12 protein-coding genes are annotated in these 22,346 nt (G+C 33.1%); all 12 read left to right on the forward strand.

Annotated elements, in window-relative coordinates; all coding sequences use genetic code 11:
- The first annotated feature begins 2 nt into the window (after window positions 1–2).
- Entirely contained in the window at window positions 3–1,484 is a 1,482-nt protein-coding gene (locus tag ACH5TX_RS12870; RefSeq protein ID WP_439339905.1) for a RagB/SusD family nutrient uptake outer membrane protein, read from the forward strand.
- A 10-nt stretch (window positions 1,485–1,494) separates the two neighbouring features.
- On the forward strand, window positions 1,495–3,510 hold the full coding sequence (locus ACH5TX_RS12875) for a hypothetical protein (protein ID WP_439339906.1): 2,016 nt from the start codon (window positions 1,495–1,497) through the stop codon (window positions 3,508–3,510).
- Between the two features lie 12 nt (window positions 3,511–3,522).
- On the forward strand, window positions 3,523–4,479 hold the full coding sequence (locus tag ACH5TX_RS12880; RefSeq protein ID WP_439339907.1) for a PKD domain-containing protein: 957 nt from the start codon (window positions 3,523–3,525) through the stop codon (window positions 4,477–4,479).
- 672 nt (window positions 4,480–5,151) lie between these two features.
- The gene (locus tag ACH5TX_RS12885) at window positions 5,152–8,295 is read left to right on the forward strand and encodes a glycoside hydrolase family 2 TIM barrel-domain containing protein (protein ID WP_439339908.1); all 3,144 of its coding nucleotides are present in this window, start codon (window positions 5,152–5,154) and stop codon (window positions 8,293–8,295) included.
- Between the two features lie 13 nt (window positions 8,296–8,308).
- Window positions 8,309–9,748, forward strand: coding sequence for an Ig-like domain-containing protein (locus tag ACH5TX_RS12890; RefSeq protein WP_439339909.1), 1,440 nt, complete (start codon window positions 8,309–8,311; stop codon window positions 9,746–9,748).
- A gap of 33 nt (window positions 9,749–9,781) precedes the next feature.
- Window positions 9,782–10,642: a glycoside hydrolase family 16 protein gene (locus tag ACH5TX_RS12895; protein WP_439339910.1), complete on the forward strand. Its 861-nt coding sequence runs from the start codon at window positions 9,782–9,784 to the stop codon at window positions 10,640–10,642.
- An 11-nt stretch (window positions 10,643–10,653) separates the two neighbouring features.
- Window positions 10,654–13,452 carry a PKD domain-containing protein gene (locus ACH5TX_RS12900; RefSeq protein WP_439339911.1) on the forward strand — a complete coding sequence of 933 codons (2,799 nt, stop codon included), beginning with the start codon at window positions 10,654–10,656 and terminating at the stop codon, window positions 13,450–13,452.
- 82 nt (window positions 13,453–13,534) lie between these two features.
- On the forward strand, window positions 13,535–16,990 hold the full coding sequence (locus ACH5TX_RS12905) for a 1,3-beta-D-glucan phosphorylase, GH149 family (RefSeq protein ID WP_439339912.1): 3,456 nt from the start codon (window positions 13,535–13,537) through the stop codon (window positions 16,988–16,990).
- Between the two features lie 61 nt (window positions 16,991–17,051).
- Complete coding sequence (locus ACH5TX_RS12910; protein ID WP_439340053.1) at window positions 17,052–18,275, forward strand: glycosyl hydrolase family 17 protein; 1,224 nt, start codon at window positions 17,052–17,054, stop codon at window positions 18,273–18,275.
- 25 nt (window positions 18,276–18,300) lie between these two features.
- Window positions 18,301–19,806 carry a glycoside hydrolase family 30 protein gene (locus tag ACH5TX_RS12915; RefSeq protein WP_439339913.1) on the forward strand — a complete coding sequence of 502 codons (1,506 nt, stop codon included), beginning with the start codon at window positions 18,301–18,303 and terminating at the stop codon, window positions 19,804–19,806.
- Between the two features lie 40 nt (window positions 19,807–19,846).
- A complete protein-coding gene (locus tag ACH5TX_RS12920; RefSeq protein ID WP_439339914.1) occupies window positions 19,847–21,412 on the forward strand; it encodes an MFS transporter in 1,566 nt (521 codons plus the stop codon).
- A gap of 11 nt (window positions 21,413–21,423) precedes the next feature.
- Entirely contained in the window at window positions 21,424–22,308 is an 885-nt protein-coding gene (locus ACH5TX_RS12925) for a glycoside hydrolase family 17 protein (protein ID WP_439339915.1), read from the forward strand.
- Window positions 22,309–22,346 lie beyond the last annotated feature (38 nt).

Below are 22,346 nucleotides of genomic sequence, written 5' to 3' on the forward strand. Positions count from 1 at the left end.
TTATGAAAAATTTAAAAACTATAAATATCCTTATATCATTTGCTTTTATAGCCATGTTTTCTTGTGCTGATGATTTTATAGATGTGGCTTCACAAGATAAAAACTCTGAGGATTTTTTCAATACAGAAACCGATTATCAAGATGCATTAATTGCAGCTTATGATTACTTACAGGCAACATCGCAACAATTTCAAGTTGGAGAAATAGCTTCAGATAATACACTTGCTGGTGGTGAAAGTGCTACCGATACTCCAGGAATTCAACAAATTGATGATATGATTCATACACCAAATAATGATATTTTAAGAAATATCTGGACATGGATGTTTACAGGTGTTAATCGTACTAACTATATCATGGAATTTCAAGATAAAATTGATTTCCCAAACAAAACTAGTGTTTTAGCTCAAACCAGATTTTTAAGAGCTTTTTATTATTTCGAGTTAGTAAAATGGTTTGGAGATGTGCCTTTAGTAGTAGATAAACGTATTCAATTTGGTGAGCAATTTAGTTTAGAAAGAACACCTAAAGCTGAAATTTATGCACAAATTGAGCAAGATTTAATGTTTGCAGCAGAAAACCTTCCTTATACACAAAGTGAAACAGGTAGAATTACAAAAGGAGCTGCTCAAGCTTTATTAGGTAAGGCATATTTATATCAAGAAAAATTTACTGATGCTGGTACAGTATTAGAAAATTTAATTAATAACGGGCCACATCGTTTATTATCATCTACAGAAGCGCCGTTAATGTGGGAAAACGAATATGAAAATAATATAGAATCTGTTTTTGAAATACAGTATTCTGATGTTGATGGAGGATCTTTCGAATGCTTTCAATGTCTTGAGGGTAATTATGCAGTTGGTTTTAATGGTGTAAGAGGTTATGTTGGACCTGTTTTCGATTTCGGATACAGTTTTAACGTGCCTACTCAAGATGCTGTAGATGCTTTTGAAGAAGGCGATATTCGTTTAGAATATTCAATTTTAGATATTGAGCAGTGGATAGCAGACAACCCAACAGCTAGTTATAATCCAGATGCTGGTTATGAGCAAACAGGATATTTTAACAGAAAATACATAGCGCGTTTAGGCGATGCTAATAGACCTGATCCTGCACTTACAAACCCAAATAATACAAGAGCCATTCGTTATGCCGATGTTTTATTAATGGCTGCCGAAGCTTTAAATAGAGGAAATGTTAGCGATTCTAGAGCGCAAGACTATTTAAATCAAGTACGTAATAGAGCTATGTTAGATAATATTGCTGCTACAGGATCAAACTTAACAAATGCTATTTATAAAGAAAGACGTGTAGAGTTGGTTGGTGAAGGACATCGTTTTTTCGATTTAGTAAGAACAGGAAAAGCAGCACAAGCAATTCCAGGCTTTCAAACAGGAAAGCATGAGCTTTTTCCAATACCTATTCAGGAAATTGAATTATCGGGAGGAACATGGTCACAAAACCCTGGATACGAAAACTAAAAAATAAGATATGAAAACATTAAAATATATATTTAGATTAACTATGGTATTACTTCTTCTTGTAAGTTGTACCGAAGATGATAATGATTTGAGTTTTATTAATGAAGTTGTTGCTCCTACCGAAGTTTCAGCCATTTTTAATATAACTCAAGATAATACAGGATTGGTTACTATAACTCCAAATGCTGTTGGTGCTTCAAATTATAACATTACTTATGGTGATGGATCAGGAGAAGTCGTTAATGTGGTTCAAGGAGAAAGCATATCACATACTTATGTAGAAGGTACTTATCCTGTTATTATTGAAGCAGTTGGTTTAACAGGATTAAAAACAGAGATTACTAAAGAGTTATTAGTTTCTTTTAAAGCACCTGAAAATTTAGAAGTAAAAGCGAATATAGATAGTTCTAATCCTTTCGTATTAAACGTATCTGCAACTGCAGATTATGCCGCGTCATTTCTTGTGTTTTTTGATACTTCTAATGTAGATGAGGTAGGAACACCTTTAGAATTAGGAGACGAAGTTAGCTTTGAGTATCCTGCTGTTGGCGATTATACAATTAAAGTTGTAGCATTAAGTGGTGGTACCGAATCGAGTGAAATAACTCAAGACATAACAATTTCTAAACCTACCAAATTACCAATAGATTTTGAAATATTTGATTCTAGTGTTTTAGTCGATTTTGGTGGTGCATCAATTGCGGTTGTTGATAACCCAGATACGGATGGAAACCTTTCTTCTAAGGTTGCTAAAATTGTTAAAAATGGACCAGAAGTTTGGGCGGGTAATGTTATTATAACATCTGCTCCTATTGATTTTTCTACTAAAAAACTACTAAAAATGGATGTTTGGTCTCCAAGACCAGGAGGTAAGGTTTTATTAAAAATGGAAAACCTTACTGATAATAAAATTTTTATAGAAAGCGAAGCTACTACAGTTAGAAATGGTACTTGGGAAGAAGTTGTTTTTGATTTAAGTGCTATAGATGTTTCTCAAACTTTTCAAAAAATTGTACTGTTTTTCGATTTTGGAACTGTAGGAACAGGAGATAATGATTGGACGTTTTATATAGATAATATTAAGCAAATAAGTGATGGGTCAGGACCTTCGGTTTTACCTATAAACTTTGAAACACCATTTGAATTAAGCTCTTTTGATGGAGGCGATATTTCAATTATAGAAAACCCTGATACTAATGGTAATCCATCAACTATGGTTGCTAAAATGGTTAAAGGAGCAGGACAAGTTTGGGCAGGTTCTAAGATAACTGTAGAAAACCCATTTGAAATAGAAGAAGATATAACAATTACAGCAAAAGTTTGGTCGCCAAGGGCGGGTTTAAATTTACTTATGAAGTTTGAAGATGCTACACCATGGCCAAATACAAAAGCAACAGCAGAAGTTACAGCAACTACAACAACTGCTAATGCATGGGAAGAAGTTACATTTACTATGACAGGTGTAGAAGCAGGCATAGATTATGTAAATCTTGTATTAATTATGGATAACGGTACTGTTGGAGATGGTACTGATAATTATACTATTTATGTTGATGATATTTCGGTTGTTTCATTTTTAGATTTCGAACCACAACAAGATTTTAGCAGTTTTGATGGTGGAGAAATTTCAGTAATTGCAAATCCAGATACCAATGGAAACCCGTCAAGTATGGTTGCTCAATTAGTAAAAGGAGCAGGACAAGTTTGGGCTGGTTCTAAAATAACAGTTGGTACGCCATTTTCAATAGATAATTCAACTACAATTACAGTAAAAGTTTGGTCGCCAAGAGCAGGTTTAAATTTACTTATGAAATTTGAAGATGCTACACCATGGCCAAATACAAAAGCAACTGCTGAGGTTACAGCAACTACAACAACTGCTAATGCATGGGAAGAGTTAACTTTTACACTTACAGGTGTTGAGGCAGGTGTAGATTATGTAAATCTTGTATTAATTATGGATAATGGTACTGCTGGAGATGGCACTGCTAATTACACCATATATATTGATGACATTCAAAAATAAAAATTTAAAAAGATGAAAAATATAAAATATATAATAGGAGTTTTTCTTTCTAGTTTACTACTGTTTAGCAGTTGTCAAGATGACGAAGGAACATTTGGAGATATTATTGCTCCAAGCAATGTTACTATTTCAGCAGAAATTGTTGGTGTAGATGCTAGTAATCCTAATGGAGACGGTTCTGGTTTTGTTAATTTTGAAGCCTCTGCAGACGGCGCAATAACATACAGGTTCGATTTTGGTGACGGCTCAAAGGTTGTATCGGCTCCATCAGGAAAAGTAACACATAGATTTAGTTTAACAGATTTAAACACCTATTCTGTTACTGTAATGGCTTCTGGTAGAGGTGGTATTACAAGTACAACAACAATGAATGTTGATGTTTTTAGTTCTTTTGAAGATGAAGAAGCTAAAGATTTCCTAACTGGAGGTGCTGGAAACAGTAAAACATGGTACTGGGCAGCAGATAAAAATGGAAATATTGGTTTAGGACCTAATGAAGTGCAAGCTGGAGGTCAGCATACATTTTCAGATTGGTTTACTGCAGGTCCTTGGTGGACAGATAAGTTATGCATGTATGAAGCAGAGTTTGTTTTCACTCAGTCAGGAGATGGAGAAGAAATAACTTTTGAACAATTAAAAGAAATAGCATATACACCTGGTGATTATGCTGGTTCAATTGGTGTAGATGGTGATACTTGTCATGGTATTGATGTTGCACCAACGCTTACAGGTATTAAGACAGTTACTTTTAGTCCTTCATCTTCTATTGCAACATTAGACGCTGTTAATCCTACGTATAGAGGAACAACTATAAACATTTCAGATGGAGGGTTTATGTGTTGGTATGTTGGTGAATCTTCAAGTACTTTAGAAATTATTGAAATAACAGATAGTATATTAAAAGTTAGGGTAGAAGAAGGGCCTCGAGCTTGGTATTGTTATTTTCAAACTGAGAAACCAATCCAATAATAATATTATTTAGTTTTATTTATGGGGATAAACGTTATAAACTAATGTTTGTCCCCTTTTTAATTAGATCATAATTATTGTAAATACAATTAAGTTGTATTGTAATTTTTATGTAAAATTAAGAAGTAATTTATCATGATAGGTATATCACTAAATTGTCTTTTAGGTTTTAAATAATGCCATTATCTTATGCCGTTAATAATTAAATGTTGTGATGCTTTATCGTTTTTAATATTATTAAAAAGCTTATAAATCAGTGCTTAAACCCATATTATTTTTTTAGCAAATTTATTAGTGTATAGTTATTATAAGTATTAATTAATTAGCACAATCTTTAATAATTAAGAAGAGTAACAGCCTAAATATATACAACATGTATGTTTTTCACCTATACATTACCACAACAAACACTGTTTAATAAGCCTGAGTAGATTTCTTAAAAGCTCATATATCCTTAGAAAAACACTTGCATTGTTAGTGTTTTATTAAAAACACCATGTTTATTTTATGTTGTATGTTTTTTGTAGAGGTGTTTTTTATTGATTTCGCAATTTTCCTTCATAATTTTATATAAAACAAATCACCACTTATTCAGTGTTGCTAAATAATTCTTTTAAAAGCTGCCACAGAATAATAGTCTGTTAAGACTAACTCAAATAATTAAATAAGACTATGAAAAACAATTTTCTAAGATTCGTACTTTTTTTATTTACAGTAACTGCCTTTGCGCAGTCTGATAAAGTATCAGTTGTAAGTAATGAAGAAGGCATGAAATTAGTCGTTAATGGAAAAGACTTTATGATTAATGGTATGAATTGGGATTATATTCCAATTGGAACAAATACCGTAAATGCTAATTTCTGGAAAAAGTCCGACGATGTAATTAAAGCAGGACTTGATACCGAAATGTCTCTTCTTAAAAACATGAACGTTAATGTAATTCGTCAATATACTGGCGTTCCAGCAAAATGGATTCAGTATATATATGAGAATTACGGTATTTACACCATGCTTAATCATTCTTTTGGCCGTTATGGTTTAACATTAGATGGTGTTTGGACGCCTGTTACAATTTATTCAGAACCTCGTACTCAAGAGTTTCTATTGGCAGAGATGAAAGCATTAGTTGAAGGTTATAAAAATACACCTGGACTATTATTATACTTATTAGGAAACGAAAATAATTACGGTCTTTTTTGGGCAGGTGCAGAAACGGAAGATTTTCCAGATGATGAAGGAAAAATAAATTTTATAGGAGAATCTCGTGGAAGGCCTATGTATAAATTGATGAATGAGGCTGCAAAAATGATGAAAGCTATGGATACTTCTCATCCTGTGGCTATTTGTAATGGAGATGTTTTGTTTATAGATATTGTTGCAGATGAATGTAAAGATGTTGATATATATGGGGTGAATTCTTATCGTGGTCCATCATTTACTGATATGTTCGATGTGGTAAAGGAAAAACTTAATATGCCAATTATGTTTACCGAATTTGGAGCAGATGCTTTTAATGAAATTGAAAAAAAAGAAGATCAGTTTTCACAAGCATACTATATGGTAGAAAATTGGAAAGAAATCTATCAAAATGCTGCTGGTTTTGATAAATCAGATATTTCTATTGGAGGTTTTACATTTCAATTTAGTGATGGTTGGTGGAAATACGGTTTTGATGATAGAAAAAATGCAGATGTACATGATAACAATGCGTCATGGGCTAACGGCGGTTATGCTAGAGATTTAGCTCCAGGAGAAAACAACATGAATGAAGAATGGTTTGGTATTTGTGCAAAAGGACCAACCAGCGATCGAGGATTATACGATTTGTATCCACGTGCTGCTTATTATGCTTTAAAAGAAGCACATCAATTAAACCCATACAGAGAAGGTGTTACATCTGAATTCGTAAAAAATCATTTTGAAAACATTCAATTAATGGATGCCGTTTTAAAAGCTAGAGGAGATAAAGCTGCTTTAAAAGGTCAGGGTTCAGATAAAATAAGACTTAATAATTTAAGAGCAGAGTTTACAACTTTTAATACAGGAGGTAATTTAATTACAACACCTAGTAATGCCGACCCTAATGGCTCAACATATCCAAATCAGTTAGGTTTCGATCACATGCAATCATATTTTATTGGAGTTGAAGGAAACCCTAGTTCTAATATGAGTGCTAGCGTTAATTTTAATATTCTTGGTAATGTTGCTGAAAACCCTATAGATGAAATTTTTTATGAAAATATAGGGCGCCCTTTTTCTGTAAATACAGATGAAGGAAATGTAGATATTACAGACCCTAATAGAGTAAAAGTATATAATGCCGAATTTGAATGGAATGCTAAAGATTTTGATTTAAGAGGTTTTTATAGAACAGGTCATTATCATTGGGGTTACGAAGGTGATTTCTTTGGTTTATATCCACAAGCTAATTACGGACCAAATTTAGATATCTATAACGGAGAAATTTTAGGTTTTGAAGTAGATGGTAAAAAAGGACTTAAGGGCTTAAAAGCAGCTTTTGGACCTCAACTTTGGTGGGGAGCTAATCCTGCTGTGTTATTAAAATACAGTAAAAAAATAGGACATTACGATCTTACGGCGGTTTACCATGAAGATATTGATGATGTTGGTGAAGCTGTAACGTCTATTGCTGTTCCGCTTCCAAAAACACGAAGAGTAACTCTTCATGCTAAAAGAGAACTTGGAGCATTTAAAATTGAAGCTGGTGGTATTTGGGGAGGACAACCTCTAAATGGAAGACAATTCCAAATTGCAGAAGGTCAATCAGGTAATTATATTATTTATAACGATAAAATTAATGAAAAAGATAATTGGGGAGCAAAAGCTAAAATAACCTTTCAAAAAGGATTATTTAACTGGTATGCTCAAGGAGCTACCATGGGCTTAGTAGCTAATGGTGGTGCCGATCAAACTCAAACGTTTACAGGGTGGAGACTTAAAGATTCGGGTAGCGGTAACCAAAACAACTTTCTTACTGGTTTTACATATACTATAGGTAATCTTCAAATTGCTCCTAACTTTTTATGGCAAAAACCAATTGTTGGTGCCATGCCAAATGATGTTAATGGACCTGGAAGACTTAGAAACATTCAAGACGATCCGTTTGCTGTAAGAGGAAATAGAGAAACAACAGCAGGAGAAATTTTATTTACTTACGATCCTACACCAGGAACTTGGATGTACGAATGGGATAACGACCGACAAGAAGACGCAAAATTTGCTATGAATTTCGGTTTTGTTTTTCGTCACCATCCTACAGCTCAAGATGCAGCTATTGGTTTTTTAGCCAATCGTACTTCTTTTGCTTTTCCAAATGCAGTACCTGCAAAAGATTTATGGGAAGCACATACACGTATCGTGTCTAAAGTAAGCCCAGATTTAGGTCTTATTGCTAATTTTTATGCTGGAAATGCACAAGCAAATGGTAGCGACGAAAGAACTATTGAGCGCATTGGAGGTGATATTAGACTTATTTATAATAAACTAAAACTAGTTCATTCTTTCAAAATTAACGATTGGGGCCCTTTTGATTACCATCGCGATTTCAACTTAACATATCCTGTACAGCTTATGTTAGATCTTTCAACTTCAGTTGGTAAACCAGATTGGTTTATTCTACCAGACACTAAAATTGGTATACGAGGTACATGGCGTTCTATGGACGAAAATTCACCAAGGTATTCACCAAATGCAGCACCAGAATTTGCTACATCGCCTACCATAAGCCCTGTTGGTTTTGGTAATGGTAATGAGTGGGAAATTAGAACATACATACATATTAACATTGGAAAATAAAAAAGACATAAAAATGAAAAATAGAAAATTTATTTATTCAAAAATAACATGGCTTCTGCTAGTATTGTTTTTTATAATCAATGTTAGTTGTGAAAGAGATATTTCAGAAGATGCAGAGTTTGCAACATTTCCAAATACAGCCGAAGTATTTTTAGATACACCTATTGGTTTAGGAAGTAATTTTTACTTTCCTTACGGTGGCTCGAAACCTACGGCATGGTCTGTAGATGATGAAGTAAGCTACAAAGGGATGGCGTCCATGAGATTTGATGTGCCAAATGCTAATGATCCTGAAGGTAATTATGCAGGGGCTATATTTAGAATTGATGGAGACGGTTCTGGTAGAAACTTAACTGGTTTTGATGCGTTAACTTTTTGGGCAAAAGCATCGCAAGCTGTTACTGTTGGAGAAATTGGTTTTGGAGAAGATTTTGGTGAAAACAAATATATTGCTACCCTTACAAATGTTGATTTAACAACCAATTGGGTAAAATATATTATTCCAATTCCAGATCCATCAAAATTAGTTCAAGAACGTGGTATGTTAAGATATTCTGCTGGAGGTATAGGACCTGCAGGAAGTGAGGTAGGTTATTCTTTTTGGATAGACGAAGTACAGTTTGAAAAATTAGGAACCATTGCTCAGCCACAACCAACTATTTTAGGCGGTGAAGATGTCTCTGAACAAACATTTATTGGAACTACTATAAATTTAGCAGAACCTGGCCTTACACAAACATTTAATTTAAGTTCCGGTATTAATCAAACAGTAGTAGCAGCGCCTTCATATTTTACATTTAGTTCTTCAGATAATGATGTGGCACAAGTAAGTGAAACAGGTATTGTTACTATTATTAATTCAGGTACAGCAAAGATTACTGCAACTCTTGGAGGTGTAAAAGCATTAGGGTCTTTAACCTTAGAATCTATAGGCAATTTTGAAGAATCGCCTGTACCTACACGAGATGCAAATAATGTTATTTCTATTTTTAGTGATGCTTATAATAATGTAGCTGTAGATTATTATAATGGCTTCTTTACTCCAGACGGACAAACAACATTAGGAGGTCAACCTCCTTTAATTTTAGGGAGTGGTGAAGTTATTAATTATACACTTTTAAATTTTGTTGGTATTGGGATGTTTTTAGATGTTCCAACAATTAATGCTACAGCAATGACACATCTTCATGTAGACATTAATGTACAAGAAGCTATTGATTCTGGAGATTTTATCAATTTACAATTACTAAATCAGGTTGGACCTAGTCAAACTTCTGGAACTGTAAGGATTGATGGATCTCAATTAACAACAGATCAATGGGTGAGTTTAGATGTTCCTCTGGCAGATTTTACAGGCTTAGGTAGTAGAAATGAAATTGGGCTTCTGTTCTTTATTTCAGATACTACAATTTCAAACATCTATGTAGATAATATCTATTTCTACAAGGAATAAGGTTGGTTATAATAACATTCAAAAAATTCAAAGATGAACAAAACAATAAAATATATAATAGAAGTAAAACCAAAATTACTGATGTCTTTTTTATTAGTAGGGGTTTTAGTTTTATCTAGTTGTGCTACAGATGATACTCAAACAGTAGCAAGATTTACAGAATTAACTGTGCAAGATGAATTTGATTCAGATGGAGCTTTAAATACTTCTATTTGGAGTTATGATATAGGAAATGGCGATGGTACTCCAGCAGGATTAGGTTGGGGAAATAATGAGTTACAATACTATACAAACCGAAGTGAAAATGTAACCGTACAAAATGGCGTATTAATTATAAGTGCGAAAAAAGAGGACTACAACGGTGCTTCTTATACTTCAGCAAGAATATTAACTAAAGGAAAGTTTGCTCAAAAATATGGTCGTTTTGAAGCTCGTATTAGACTGCCTTATGGGCAAGGTCTGTGGCCAGCTTTTTGGTTGTTAGGCGATAACATTGATACTGTTAGTTGGCCTCAATGTGGTGAAATAGATATTATGGAGAATCGCGGACAAGAGCCAACTTTAATTAACGGAACAGTACATGGTCCTGGCTATTCAGGTGGAGCATCTATAACAAAACCCTATAATTTAGAAAATGACAGATTCGATACAGGCTTTCACATTTTTGGTATTGAATGGGGACCAGAATACATTAACTATTATGTAGATGATGTGTTATATAATCAAATAACACCTGCCGATGTTACAGGCGAATGGGTTTTTAATCATCCATTCTATATTATAATTAATCTAGCGGTTGGAGGTAATTATGTTGGCACTCCTAATGCCGAAACTGTTTTTCCACAAAACATGCTTATAGATTATGTAAGAGTATATAAAAACAACAACTACTAAAAAATAAGACTATGAAACTATTAATAACAAATATCAAGTACTTTTTAATTTTAACCTTAGCCATTTCTTTTATTGGCTGTGAAGATGATGATGTCATATTACCTAGAGTTGAAGCTGGTTTTACTTATACTCTTAATGAAGATTCTGGCACTGTAACGTTTATAAATACATCAGAGAATTCTAATACGTATGAATGGGATTTTGGTGATGGTAGCAATTCTAAAGAAATTAATCCTGTAAAAACTTATACCAACGGGACTTATAAAATAGTTTTAAAAGCGAAAAATGTGGCAGGTGCTTCAGCTATTTTTGAAGATGAAATAGTAATATTAATTCCAGAAATAGTAGCCTTACCAATCTCTTTTGATGGAACAAATACTAAATATGAAGCTGAAGTATTTACAGGGGCTTCTTTTGAAATTGTTGATAATCCTGCACCTGGTGGATCTAATACAGATGCCTCTAAGGTAGGTGCTATTACTAATAGTGGTGCAGCCTATGAAGGTATTTATTTTGATTTAGGTACAGAAATCGATTTAGCTACTGAGAAAACAATTACTATAAATTTTTGGTCTGATAAACCTGTAGATGTTTTATTAAAATTAGAAGAAGGAACAGGAGCTAATATAGAAACTATAGCGAATCATGGAGGAACAGGATGGGAAATACTTACTTTTAATTTTAATGCTTCAGATAAATATTCAAGATTTACATTAATTATTGATGGAGCAGCTAAAGATCCAGGAACCTATTATTTTGATGATGTAGAACAAATTGAAACTGATAATTCAGCATGTTCTGAAACACCTGTGGCTGCTACAACTCTTCCTGTAGATTTTGAAAGCTGTGAAACGTTTGTAGATTCTTTTGCTAATGATGGAAGTATTACTGTCGAGCTTTCTGAAAACCCAGATAAAACAGGTTTAAACACGTCTAATAATGTATTAAAAATAGTTAAAGCTTCTGGAACAAATAGATGGGCTGGTATACAAAATGCATTTACTGATAATTTTGATGCTACAAAAACATTCAAAATAAAAGCATATTCAACCAAAGCGAATGCAGTTATAAAATTTGAAGTTAATAGCAATCCACAACCGGCTGGATCTGGAAATCCTGGACCTCAATATAAAACTATTGAAACGGCTAACACTTGGACGGACTTAGAAATTACATTTACAGGAATACCTTCTAATAATACAGGTCTTAATCAAATAGTTATTAAACCAGACAATCCAGATGGTACAGATGGTTCTTTAACAGATTCTGACGAAACCTATTATTTTGATGATCTTGAGCTTACTGATGGTGGTGGCGTATCAACTACAGAGCCAACCATGGCAGCACCAACTCCAACACAAGATGCAGCGAATGTAAAATCTATTTTTAGTGATACTTATACTGATATAGCGGGAACAAATTTAGATACGAACTGGCAAGGCGATTTAGTATCAGAAACTGTAAGTATAGCAGGTAATGATGCTATAAAATATAGTAATGTAAAATTCATTGGTATGCAATTAGCAGGTGATACCGATTTTTCAGATATGGAGTTTTTACATATTGATGTTTGGACACCCGATGCAACAGTTTTAGAAATGACACCAATTAGTCCGCCAAACGAAACTTTGGTTGGTTTACCTGGATTAACACAAGGAGAATGGAAGAGTTATGATATTCCAATAAGTGATTTCACAGGAGTAGATTTTAGTAAAATACTTCAGTTTAAAATAGATGCTCAAAAGGGAGTAAATCCAGCAATTGTTTATATGGATAACCTGTATTTTTATAAAACAGGATCTACAGGCGGTGGAACAGAGCCAACCATGGCAGCACCAATGCCAACACAAGATGCAGCGAATGTAAAATCTATTTTTAGTGATACTTATACTGATATAGCAGGAACAAATTTAGATACGAACTGGCAAGGCGATTTAGTATCAGAAACTGTAAGTATAGCTGGTAATGATGCTATAAAATATAGCAATGTAAAATTCATTGGTATGCAATTAGCAGGTGATACCGATTTTTCAGATATGGAGTTTTTACATATTGATGTTTGGACACCTGATGCAACAGTTTTAGAAATGACACCAATTAGTCCGCCAAACGAAACTTTGGTTGGTTTGCCAGGATTAACACAAGGAGAGTGGAAGAGTTATGATATTCCAATAAGCGATTTTACAGGAGTAGATTTTAGTAAGATCCTTCAGTTTAAAATAGATGCTCAAAAGGGAGTAAATCCAGCAATTGTTTATATGGATAACCTGTATTTTTATAAAACAGGATCTACAGGAGGAGGAACCGGAACCCCAGCAGGCGATGAGCTTATTACAAATGGTGATTTTGAAAACGGAAGCACAGGTTGGAATTTCTTTGTAAATGGAGGTATTGCAACAGTTACAAGTACAGAAAGTAATGGTACTGGTTCGTCTTCTGCTCAATTATTTGCAGAACCTTCTGGAGCTGCTTCTTTCCCTGTTTTAAAACAAGAAGAATTTGCTAAAAACAGTGTTTCTGCAGGCGATGTGGTTACCGTTACATTTGATATTAAAGCCATATTAACCCAACCAGGAGCGGTTGTTAAAGCAGCTTTGTTTACAGAGCAAACAGCAGGTGCAGTAAGGCATGATATTACCTTCCCAACATTTGATAATACTTGGCAAACAGTTACAATGGATATTACTATAGCTGACACATTAGACCCAGATAGAGGACTTTCTTTAGAGTTTCAATCAGATTGTGGAGCAACAGGAGGTTGTAAAATAGAAGTGTATATAGATAATGTTTCTGTTAAAGTTAAACAATAGATTATAAAATAATAATATAAAAAAGGCTAGCTAAAACAACATTTACTAGTTAGTCTTTTTTTAAAATAAATTAGAGAGTTAAATGAATAGTACAGTTTTTAAAGACGAATCAAAAACTTCAAAGCATATGGATACTGTTAAAGGAGATTTAGTGAATTTTGATAATGAAACTTATTACAAAATTTCTAATAGTAATGAAATGCGTCCTTTCTTTATGAGTATTGTGAGCGATTCTAATCATTGGATGTTTATTTCAAGTAATGGAGGATTATCGGCTGGAAGAAAAAATTCTGAATCTTCAATATTTCCATATTATACCGACGATAAAATAACAGAATCGGCAGATATTACAGGAAGTAAATCCATATTTCAGGTGCATTTAAATGATGCTATTCATGTATGGGAGCCTTTTTCAATTCGTCAAATGGGTGTTTACAAGATAACTCGAAATTTATATAAAAACAGTTATGGAAATAAAGTTGTTTTTGAAGAAATAAATCTAGATTTAGGCTTAACATTCAGATACCAATGGTGTTCTAGTAATCAGTTTGGTTTTGTTAAAAAATCGACACTCATAAATAATTCTCAAACAAAGCTTAGCATAACTCTTTTAGATGGTTTACAAAATATTTTACCTGCAGGAGTAACTTCCGATTTGCAAAATAAAGCAAGTAATTTAGTTGATGCTTATAAAAAAAGTGAGTTATTAAAAGATACAGGCTTAGGTGTTTATGCTTTAAGTGCTATTATTGTAGATAAAGCAGAACCAAGTGAGGCATTAAAGTCTAATATTGTTTGGTCTGCTGGAATAGAAAACCCAACTTATCTTTTATCATCTATACAATTAGATGCTTTTAGAAGTAAAAAAGCTTTAAAACAAGAGGTTGATGTAAAAGCAGAAAAAGGTGCTTATTTTATTTCTTCTCATATCGCATTAGAAGCAAGTTCAGAAAAAAAATGGATGTTTGTTACTAATGTAAATCAATCTATTTCAGGGGTTATTCAAATATCTGAAATGATTAAAAACGAACAAAATTTAGAGCAGTTTGTACAAAATGATATTGATGCAGGAACTAAAAATTTAATTAACTTATCAGGTGCATCAGATGGTTTACAATTAACCAACGATCCGCTTATAAATACGAGGCATTTTTCAAATACACTTTTCAATATTATGAGAGGTGGTATTTTCGATGATGGTTACAGCATTGAAAAACAAGACTTCATAACATACATTTCTAAAGCCAATAAAGATTATTTTAAGAAAAAGGAAACACAATTAAAACAACTTCCAGATTCATTCACTTTAAGCTATTTAAAGAATTTAGCAGAAGAAGAAGTTGATAAAGATTTTAAACGTCTTTGTTTTGAATATTTACCTCTAAAATTTAGTAGAAGACATGGCGACCCAAGTAGACCTTGGAACAAGTTTTCAATTAATACAAGAAGTGAAATAGATGGTTCAAAAATTTTAGATTACGAAGGAAATTGGAGAGATATTTTCCAAAACTGGGAAGCCTTGGCACATGCTTATCCAGAGTTTATAGAAGGAATGATTCATAAGTTTTTAAATGCTACAACATTTGAAGGTTATAACCCATATCGTGTTACAAAAGATGGTTTTGATTGGGAGGTTATTGAAGAAAACGATCCGTGGTCATACATTGGTTATTGGGGCGATCATCAAATTATTTATCTTTTAAAATTCTTAGAATTTATAGAAGACCACTACCCTAGCCTTTTAGCAAAACGCTTTAACGAAAACATTTTTGTTTATGCCAATGTGCCGTATAAAATTAAAAGCTATAAAGACACACTTTCTAATCCTAAAGATACTATTGATTTCGACTATAAATTAGATGAAGAAATTAATAAAAGAAAAGAGCTGTTAGGTGCCGATGGTGCGTTATTAACAGATAAAAACGATGCTATTTACAAGGTTAATTTAATTGAAAAACTATTAGCAACGGTATTAGCAAAAGTTTCAAATTTTATTCCCGAAGGAGGTATTTGGTTAAATACACAAAGACCAGAATGGAACGATGCCAACAATGCATTAGTTGGTAATGGTGTATCTATGGTAACCCTTTGTTATTTAAATAGATTTTTAAATTTCTTTGAAGAAGTTATCGCTAAATCTGATATAGATAATGCTCAAATATCACAGGAATTAGGGGTGTTTTTAAATGAAGTTATTTCAACACTTGAAACCAATAAAAATATACTTTCTGGAAGCATTTCTAATGAAGATCGTAAAACTGTACTAGATGGTTTAGGTAGTGCTGGAAGTAAGTATAGAACAGCTATTTATAATAATGGATTTTCTGCTAATAAAAGTAACGTTAGTAAATCAGAGATTTTAGAGTTTATAACAATTACAAAAACCTATTTACAACATACAATAGATGTTAATAAACGCACAGACAATATGTTTCATGCGTATAATTTAATGACAGTTGAAAATGATTCAGAAGTTTCAATTTCATATCTGCCAGAAATGTTAGAAGGTCAAGTAGCAGCTTTAAGTTCGGGCTATTTATCACCAAAAGAAGCTTTAGAATTACTAGATGGTTTAAAGAGCAGTGCTTTATTTAGAGACGACCAATACAGTTATATTTTATATCCAGATAAAGAATTACCAAGGTTTGACAAAAAGAATAACATCCCTAAAGATTCTTTTGAGCAATCTGAATTGTTAAAGCAATTAGTTGCAGAAGGGCATCAACAAATTATAGAAAAAGATGTGTTAGGAAATTATCATTTTAATGGCAATTTCAATAATGCAAATAGCTTAAAAGAAGCGCTATCTAGTTTGCCAAATAAATATCAGTTTCTTGTAGAAAGAGATTCTAAGTTATTGCTAGATACTTTCGAATCTATATTTAATCATAAAGCTTTTACAGGACGCTCAGGAACATTTTTTGGCTATGAAGGTTTAGGTTCTATTTACTGGCATATGGTATCTAAACTATTATTGGCAGTACAAGAAAATTGTTTATTGGCAATAAATATGAAAGAAAGCGAAGTTATTATAGGCAAGCTTTTAGATCATTATTATGAAATAAATGCAGGTATAGGCGTGCATAAATCGCCAGAATTATACGGTGCATTTCCTACCGATCCGTATTCGCATACACCAGCAACAAAAGGAGCACAACAACCAGGAATGACAGGTCAAGTAAAAGAAGATGTTTTAAGCAGAATAGGCGAGTTAGGAGTTTTTGTTAAAAACGGAAAAGTATTATTTAATCCGCGTTTGTTAAGAGACAATGAGTTTTTAAAAGAACCACAAGTGTTTAATTATACAGCAATTAATAAAGAACCACAGGAAATAAAATTAGACGCTAATTCGCTTTGTTTCACTTACTGTCAAATACCAATTATATATAAGTTTTCAAATAAAGATAGCGTACAAGTTAATTTTAATAAAGGCACACAAACGGTGTTTGATAGCTTAAAACTTGATGAGCAAATATCTAAATCTATTTTTGAAAGAGAAGGCGAGATTAATCAAATAATTGTTTCAATAAAGAAATAATAAATATATACCGTTGAAGACACATTTAAAAATATTACTAATACTACCAATTTTAATAGCTATGCTAGGATGCAATCAACAACCTAAAAATGAATCATTATATAAAACAGCAGCAGACATTTTAGGGAATCCTAATTATCTAGCAATTTCTTATGGTGGGTATCGTCAAAAATCTCGCGATATACAACCTACCATTCCTCAGTTAAAAGAGGATATGAAAATATTGGCAGCTATGGGCGTGAAAATTTTACGCACTTATAATGTTCAGTTACAGCAAGCTCCTAATTTATTAAAAGCTATTTCAGAATTAAAAGCTGAAGATTCAACCTTTGAAATGTATGTAATGTTAGGCGCGTGGATTGATTGCGAAAATGCATGGACAGGTTTAGAGCCGAATCATGAAGTAGAGAGCCAACAGAATGCAGGAGAAATTGATAGAGCAGTGGCCTTAGCAAAAGCATATCCAGATATTGTAAAAATTATTGCGGTTGGTAATGAAGCCATGGTACGTTGGGCAACAAGCTATTTTGTTAGGCCAAATGTTATTTTAAAATGGGTAAATCATTTACAGGATTTAAAGAAGTCTGGTGAATTATCAAAAGATTTATGGATTACAAGTTCCGATGATTTTTCATCTTGGGGTGGAGGCGACCCTAGTTACCATACAGAAGATTTAGAAAAACTAATAAAGGCAGTAGATTATATTTCTATGCATACTTATCCTATGCATAACTCTCACTATAATCCTGCCTTTTGGTTTGTTCCTGAAAGTGAATATACTTTAACTGATGCCGAAAAAATTGAGGCTGCTATGCAACGCTCATTTCAATTTGCTAAACAACAACATGATAGTGTATCAAATTACATCAAAAGTTTAGGGGTTAATAAACCTGTACATATTGGCGAAACAGGATGGGCAACCGTGTCAAACGGACATTATGGTGCCAAAGGTTCTCGAGCAACAGATGAGTATAAGTCGGCAAAATACTATCAACTTATACGTAATTGGACAAACCAAGAAAACATTTCTTGTTTCTATTTTGAAGCTTTTGATGAGCAATGGAAAGATGCACATAACGCTTTAGGTTCTGAGAATCATTTTGGACTTATAAACCTTAAAGGTGAAGCGAAATATGCGTTGTGGAATTTAGTTGATCAAGGCGTTTTTAAAGGATTAACAAGAGATGGACAGCCAATAACTAAAACATATAATGGCGATAAAGATGCTTTATTGAAAGATGTTTTAACACCAGTAACTATTGGAGAAATTATGGCACATAGATAAATGAGTCAACTTAAAGTTTTAAAATATGAAAACATTAAAATACAGTGTGTATTCACTTTTTATTCTTCTTATGTTAAGTTGTAATGAAACGCATAATGAGTTACAAGTAGAAGTTTATGAAACTTCAGCTAGTGGCAATCATTTAAAAAAGATTTCAGAAAGACCTTCTGTAGAAAAAGCGAGTACAATAAAACTTTTATCAAATAAAACGTACCAAACCATTACAGGTTTTGGTGGAGCTTTTACAGAGTCTTCAGCTTACTTATTAAACAAGCTTAGTAAAGTCAATAGAAATACTATTTTGAAGGCTTATTTTTCTAAAGAAGGTGCAAATTATTCTTTAACGAGAACACACATGAATTCTTGCGATTTTTCGCTTTCTAATTATTCATATACGCCTATTGAAGGTGATAAAAACCTAGAACATTTTTCTATTAAAGAAGATAAAGATGATTTAATTCCTATGATAAAAGATGCCTTAGCAGTGTCTGAAGATGGTTTTAAAATATTTGCTTCACCATGGACAGCAGCTCCATGGATGAAAGATAATAACAATTGGGTTGGCGGTAAATTACTTCCAGAATATTATGATACTTGGGCATTATTCTTCTCAAAATATTTAGATGCTTATAAAGCTGAAGGGATAGAAATTTGGGGTTTTACAGTTGAAAACGAACCTCATGGTAACGGTAACAATTGGGAAAGTATGCATTTTTCACCAAAAGAAATGACCGATTTTGTTCAGTTTCATTTAGGTCCAAAATTAGAGTCTGATGGTTATGGCGATAAAATTATTTTAGGTTACGATCAAAATAGAGCGGGTTTAAAAGAATGGGTAGATGAAATGTTTAGAGACGAAGCATCATCAAAATATTTTCATGGAACGGCTATTCATTGGTACGAGAGTACGTATGATTTTTTTCCAGAAGCCTTGCAATATGCACATAATAAAGCACCAAATAAATTTTTAATTGAAACCGAAGGATGTGTAGATTCTCAAGTTCCGGTTTGGAAAGATGATGCTTGGTACTGGAAAAAAGAAGCTACCGATTGGGGTTGGGATTGGGCATCTGAAGAAGACAAACATTTACATCCTAAATACGCGCCTGTAAATCGATACGCCAGAGATATTATAGGTTGCCTAAATAACTGGGTTGATGGATGGGTAGATTGGAATATGGTACTCGATAAACAAGGCGGTCCAAACTGGTTTAAAAACTGGTGTGTAGCTCCTGTAATTGTCGATCCAGATACAGATGAAGTTTACTTTACACCATTATACTATGTCATGGCGCATTTTAGTAAATACATAAGGCCAGAAGCAAAAATAATAGGTCTTGAAAACTCCGATGATACGCTAATGGTTACTGCAGCCCAAAACCCCGACGGATCTATTGCTGTTGTAATTTTTAATGAAGGAGAACAATCAAAAAATATAAAGATGTCTTTAGGCGAACAGTCTATAGATATTCAAATAAGTAAACAAGCTATTCAAACAATATTAATACCAAAGAAGAAACTATTAATATAAATAGAAACTATTAACAATACCAACTAAAAACCAATACGATATGTCTAATATTAAAACAGCAGCAAAAGATAGAGTTCCATTAGGTCAAAAAGGAGCATTTGGAGCAGGCCATTTTGTTCTTAATCTTTTACCCGGAGTTTTAGGTGTTTATCTTCAAGTATTTATTCTTACAGCATTTGGCATGGACCCTGTTTGGGCTGGTCTTTTGGGAGGATTACCTAGAATATTTGATGCCTTAACAGATCCTATAATGGGCTTTATATCCGACAATACAAAGTCAAGATGGGGTAGAAGACGTCCTTATATATTTACAGGAGCCATTATTAGTGGGATACTTTTTATTTTAATGTGGCAGCTAGATGAAAATGCATCACAGACATTTAATTTCTGGTATGTTATGATTTTACAAATCCTTTTTCTTGTTGGAAACACAATGTTTGCAACACCTTTGGTTGGATTAGGATATGAAATGACATCTGATTATAATGAAAGAACAAGACTTATGAGTTTAGCAAATTCAATGGGTCAAATTGCGTGGATGATAGTACCTTGGTTATATGTAATTATTCCAGATGTAAATACGTTTGATAATCCTGCACAAGGCGTAAGAACCATGGCGGTTATAGTAGGGGCAGTGTGTATTTTATTCGGAATTTTACCTGCTTTCTTTTGTAGAGGTATAGATTCAGCTCATATGGGAAACAGACAAGAGATTAATTTTAAAACCCTTGCGTCTAATATGAAAGAATTAGTAAAAGGTATAAAACAAGTATCTAAAAACAAGCCTTTTATGAAACTTTGTGGCGCAACTTTTTTAGTGTTTAATGGCTTTCAATTAGTAGCTGCGTTTTCTGTTTTTATTATTGTGTTTTATATGAACCAAGGCAGTTGGGAACAAGCAGGTACGTGGCCAGCGTGGTTTAATACACTTAATGCTATTTTAACAGCATTTGTAGTAATCCCTATTATTTCTAAAATGGCTACTAAATGGGGAAAAAGAAACGCGTTTTTAATTTCTACATTCCTATCTATTATTGGTTATATATTAAAATGGTGGGGCTTCGATGTAGAACTTAATAACAGTTTTAATCAAACGGCTTTTGGTCAATCACTCAATAACGGTGTGGCTTCTATTTTCGAATTTTTGAATCCATATTTAGAAAGTGCAGGTATGTCATGGTTTAGTATTGATGCTAGTAATGGTATACCATGGTTAATATTTTTACCAATTCCCTTATTTGCTTTCGGAATGGGAGGCTTGTTTACCTTAATGATGTCTATGACTGCAGATGTTTGCGATTTAGATGAACTTGAAAATGGCATGCCACGTAAAGAAGGCACTTTTGGAGCCATTTACTGGTGGATGGTAAAGTTAGGTCAAGCTTTAGCTATTATATTAAGTGGCGTTATATTAAAAGTTGTTGGTTTTGATCAAAATATAAGTGAGCAAGCTGTTGAAACCATGACTCGACTTAGAATTGCAGATATTGTTGTTCCTGCTTTAACAGCTGCGTTAGCAATGTTTGTAATGTGGAAATATAGTTTAGATGAATCAAGAGCGCGCGAAATAAAAGAAGTATTAGTAAAGCGTAGAGGAGAATTATAATTATTAAGAATATGTCGTATAGAGAAGATAAAATAGGATCGTTTAGAGGAATAGATCTTGATAAAAAAACCACAAGAGGTTTACATAATTTGTTTAAAAGAGTTCTAAAAAATGGGATGCATGGGTTGTGTTTTAGTCCTTATGAAGAAGGTCAAGAACCAGGAGAACAAATTACCGAAAAACAGATAAGGAGACGTATGAAAATAATTAAGCCTTATACCAAATGGATACGTTCTTTTTCTTGTACAGAAGGGAATGAAATTATTCCTCGTATTGCTAAGGAATATGGCATTAAAACATTGGTAGGCGCTTGGTTAGGTAACGATGATGAAATTAATAAAAAGGAAATTGCAGGACTTATAAAATTGGCTAAGCAAGGTTATGTTGATATTGCTGCAGTTGGTAATGAAGTCATGTACCGAGGCGATTTAACCGAAGAAGCGCTTTTATCTTTTATGTATCAAGTAAAAGAAGCGATTCCAGATATTCCTATGGGATATGTAGATGCTTACTATGAGTTTAAACAAAGACCAAAAATTACAGAAGCCTGCGATATTATTTTAGCAAATTGTTATCCGTATTGGGAAGGTTGTAGTTTAGAATATGCTTTGTTATATATGAAAGACATGTATCATCAAGCTTTAAAAGCTGGTAATGGAAAAAAAGTGATTATAACAGAAACAGGTTGGCCCTCTTTAGGTGAAGGGCTTCAAGGAGCACAACCATCACATGAAAATGCTTTAAAGTATTTTGTTAATTCACAAGTTTGGTCTAATGAAGATGATATAGAAATGTTTTATTTCTCATCATTTGATGAATCTTGGAAAGTTGGAGCTGAAGGCGATGTAGGAGCTTATTGGGGGCTTTGGGATAAGAATGAAAAACTGAAGTTTTAAGAAACGTATATTTTGAGTGACTAATTTTAGTAAAATGT

The organism is Thalassobellus citreus, from assembly GCF_044385915.1.
In the GTDB taxonomy this organism is placed as follows: Bacteria; Bacteroidota; Bacteroidia; order Flavobacteriales; family Flavobacteriaceae; genus Thalassobellus; species Thalassobellus citreus.

Bases quoted from the DNA above. Each gene is read 5' to 3' on its own strand.
- ACH5TX_RS12870 (WP_439339905.1), top strand. From the start codon at position 3: ATGAAAAATTTAAAAACTATAAATATCCTTATATCATTTGCTTTTATA.
- ACH5TX_RS12875 (WP_439339906.1), top strand. From the start codon at position 1,495: ATGAAAACATTAAAATATATATTTAGATTAACTATGGTATTACTTCTT.
- ACH5TX_RS12880 (WP_439339907.1), top strand. From the start codon at position 3,523: ATGAAAAATATAAAATATATAATAGGAGTTTTTCTTTCTAGTTTACTA.
- ACH5TX_RS12885 (WP_439339908.1), top strand. From the start codon at position 5,152: ATGAAAAACAATTTTCTAAGATTCGTACTTTTTTTATTTACAGTAACT.
- ACH5TX_RS12890 (WP_439339909.1), top strand. From the start codon at position 8,309: ATGAAAAATAGAAAATTTATTTATTCAAAAATAACATGGCTTCTGCTA.
- ACH5TX_RS12895 (WP_439339910.1), top strand. From the start codon at position 9,782: ATGAACAAAACAATAAAATATATAATAGAAGTAAAACCAAAATTACTG.
- ACH5TX_RS12900 (WP_439339911.1), top strand. From the start codon at position 10,654: ATGAAACTATTAATAACAAATATCAAGTACTTTTTAATTTTAACCTTA.
- ACH5TX_RS12905 (WP_439339912.1), top strand. From the start codon at position 13,535: ATGAATAGTACAGTTTTTAAAGACGAATCAAAAACTTCAAAGCATATG.
- ACH5TX_RS12910 (WP_439340053.1), top strand. From the start codon at position 17,052: ATGCTAGGATGCAATCAACAACCTAAAAATGAATCATTATATAAAACA.
- ACH5TX_RS12915 (WP_439339913.1), top strand. From the start codon at position 18,301: ATGAAAACATTAAAATACAGTGTGTATTCACTTTTTATTCTTCTTATG.
- ACH5TX_RS12920 (WP_439339914.1), top strand. From the start codon at position 19,847: ATGTCTAATATTAAAACAGCAGCAAAAGATAGAGTTCCATTAGGTCAA.
- ACH5TX_RS12925 (WP_439339915.1), top strand. From the start codon at position 21,424: ATGTCGTATAGAGAAGATAAAATAGGATCGTTTAGAGGAATAGATCTT.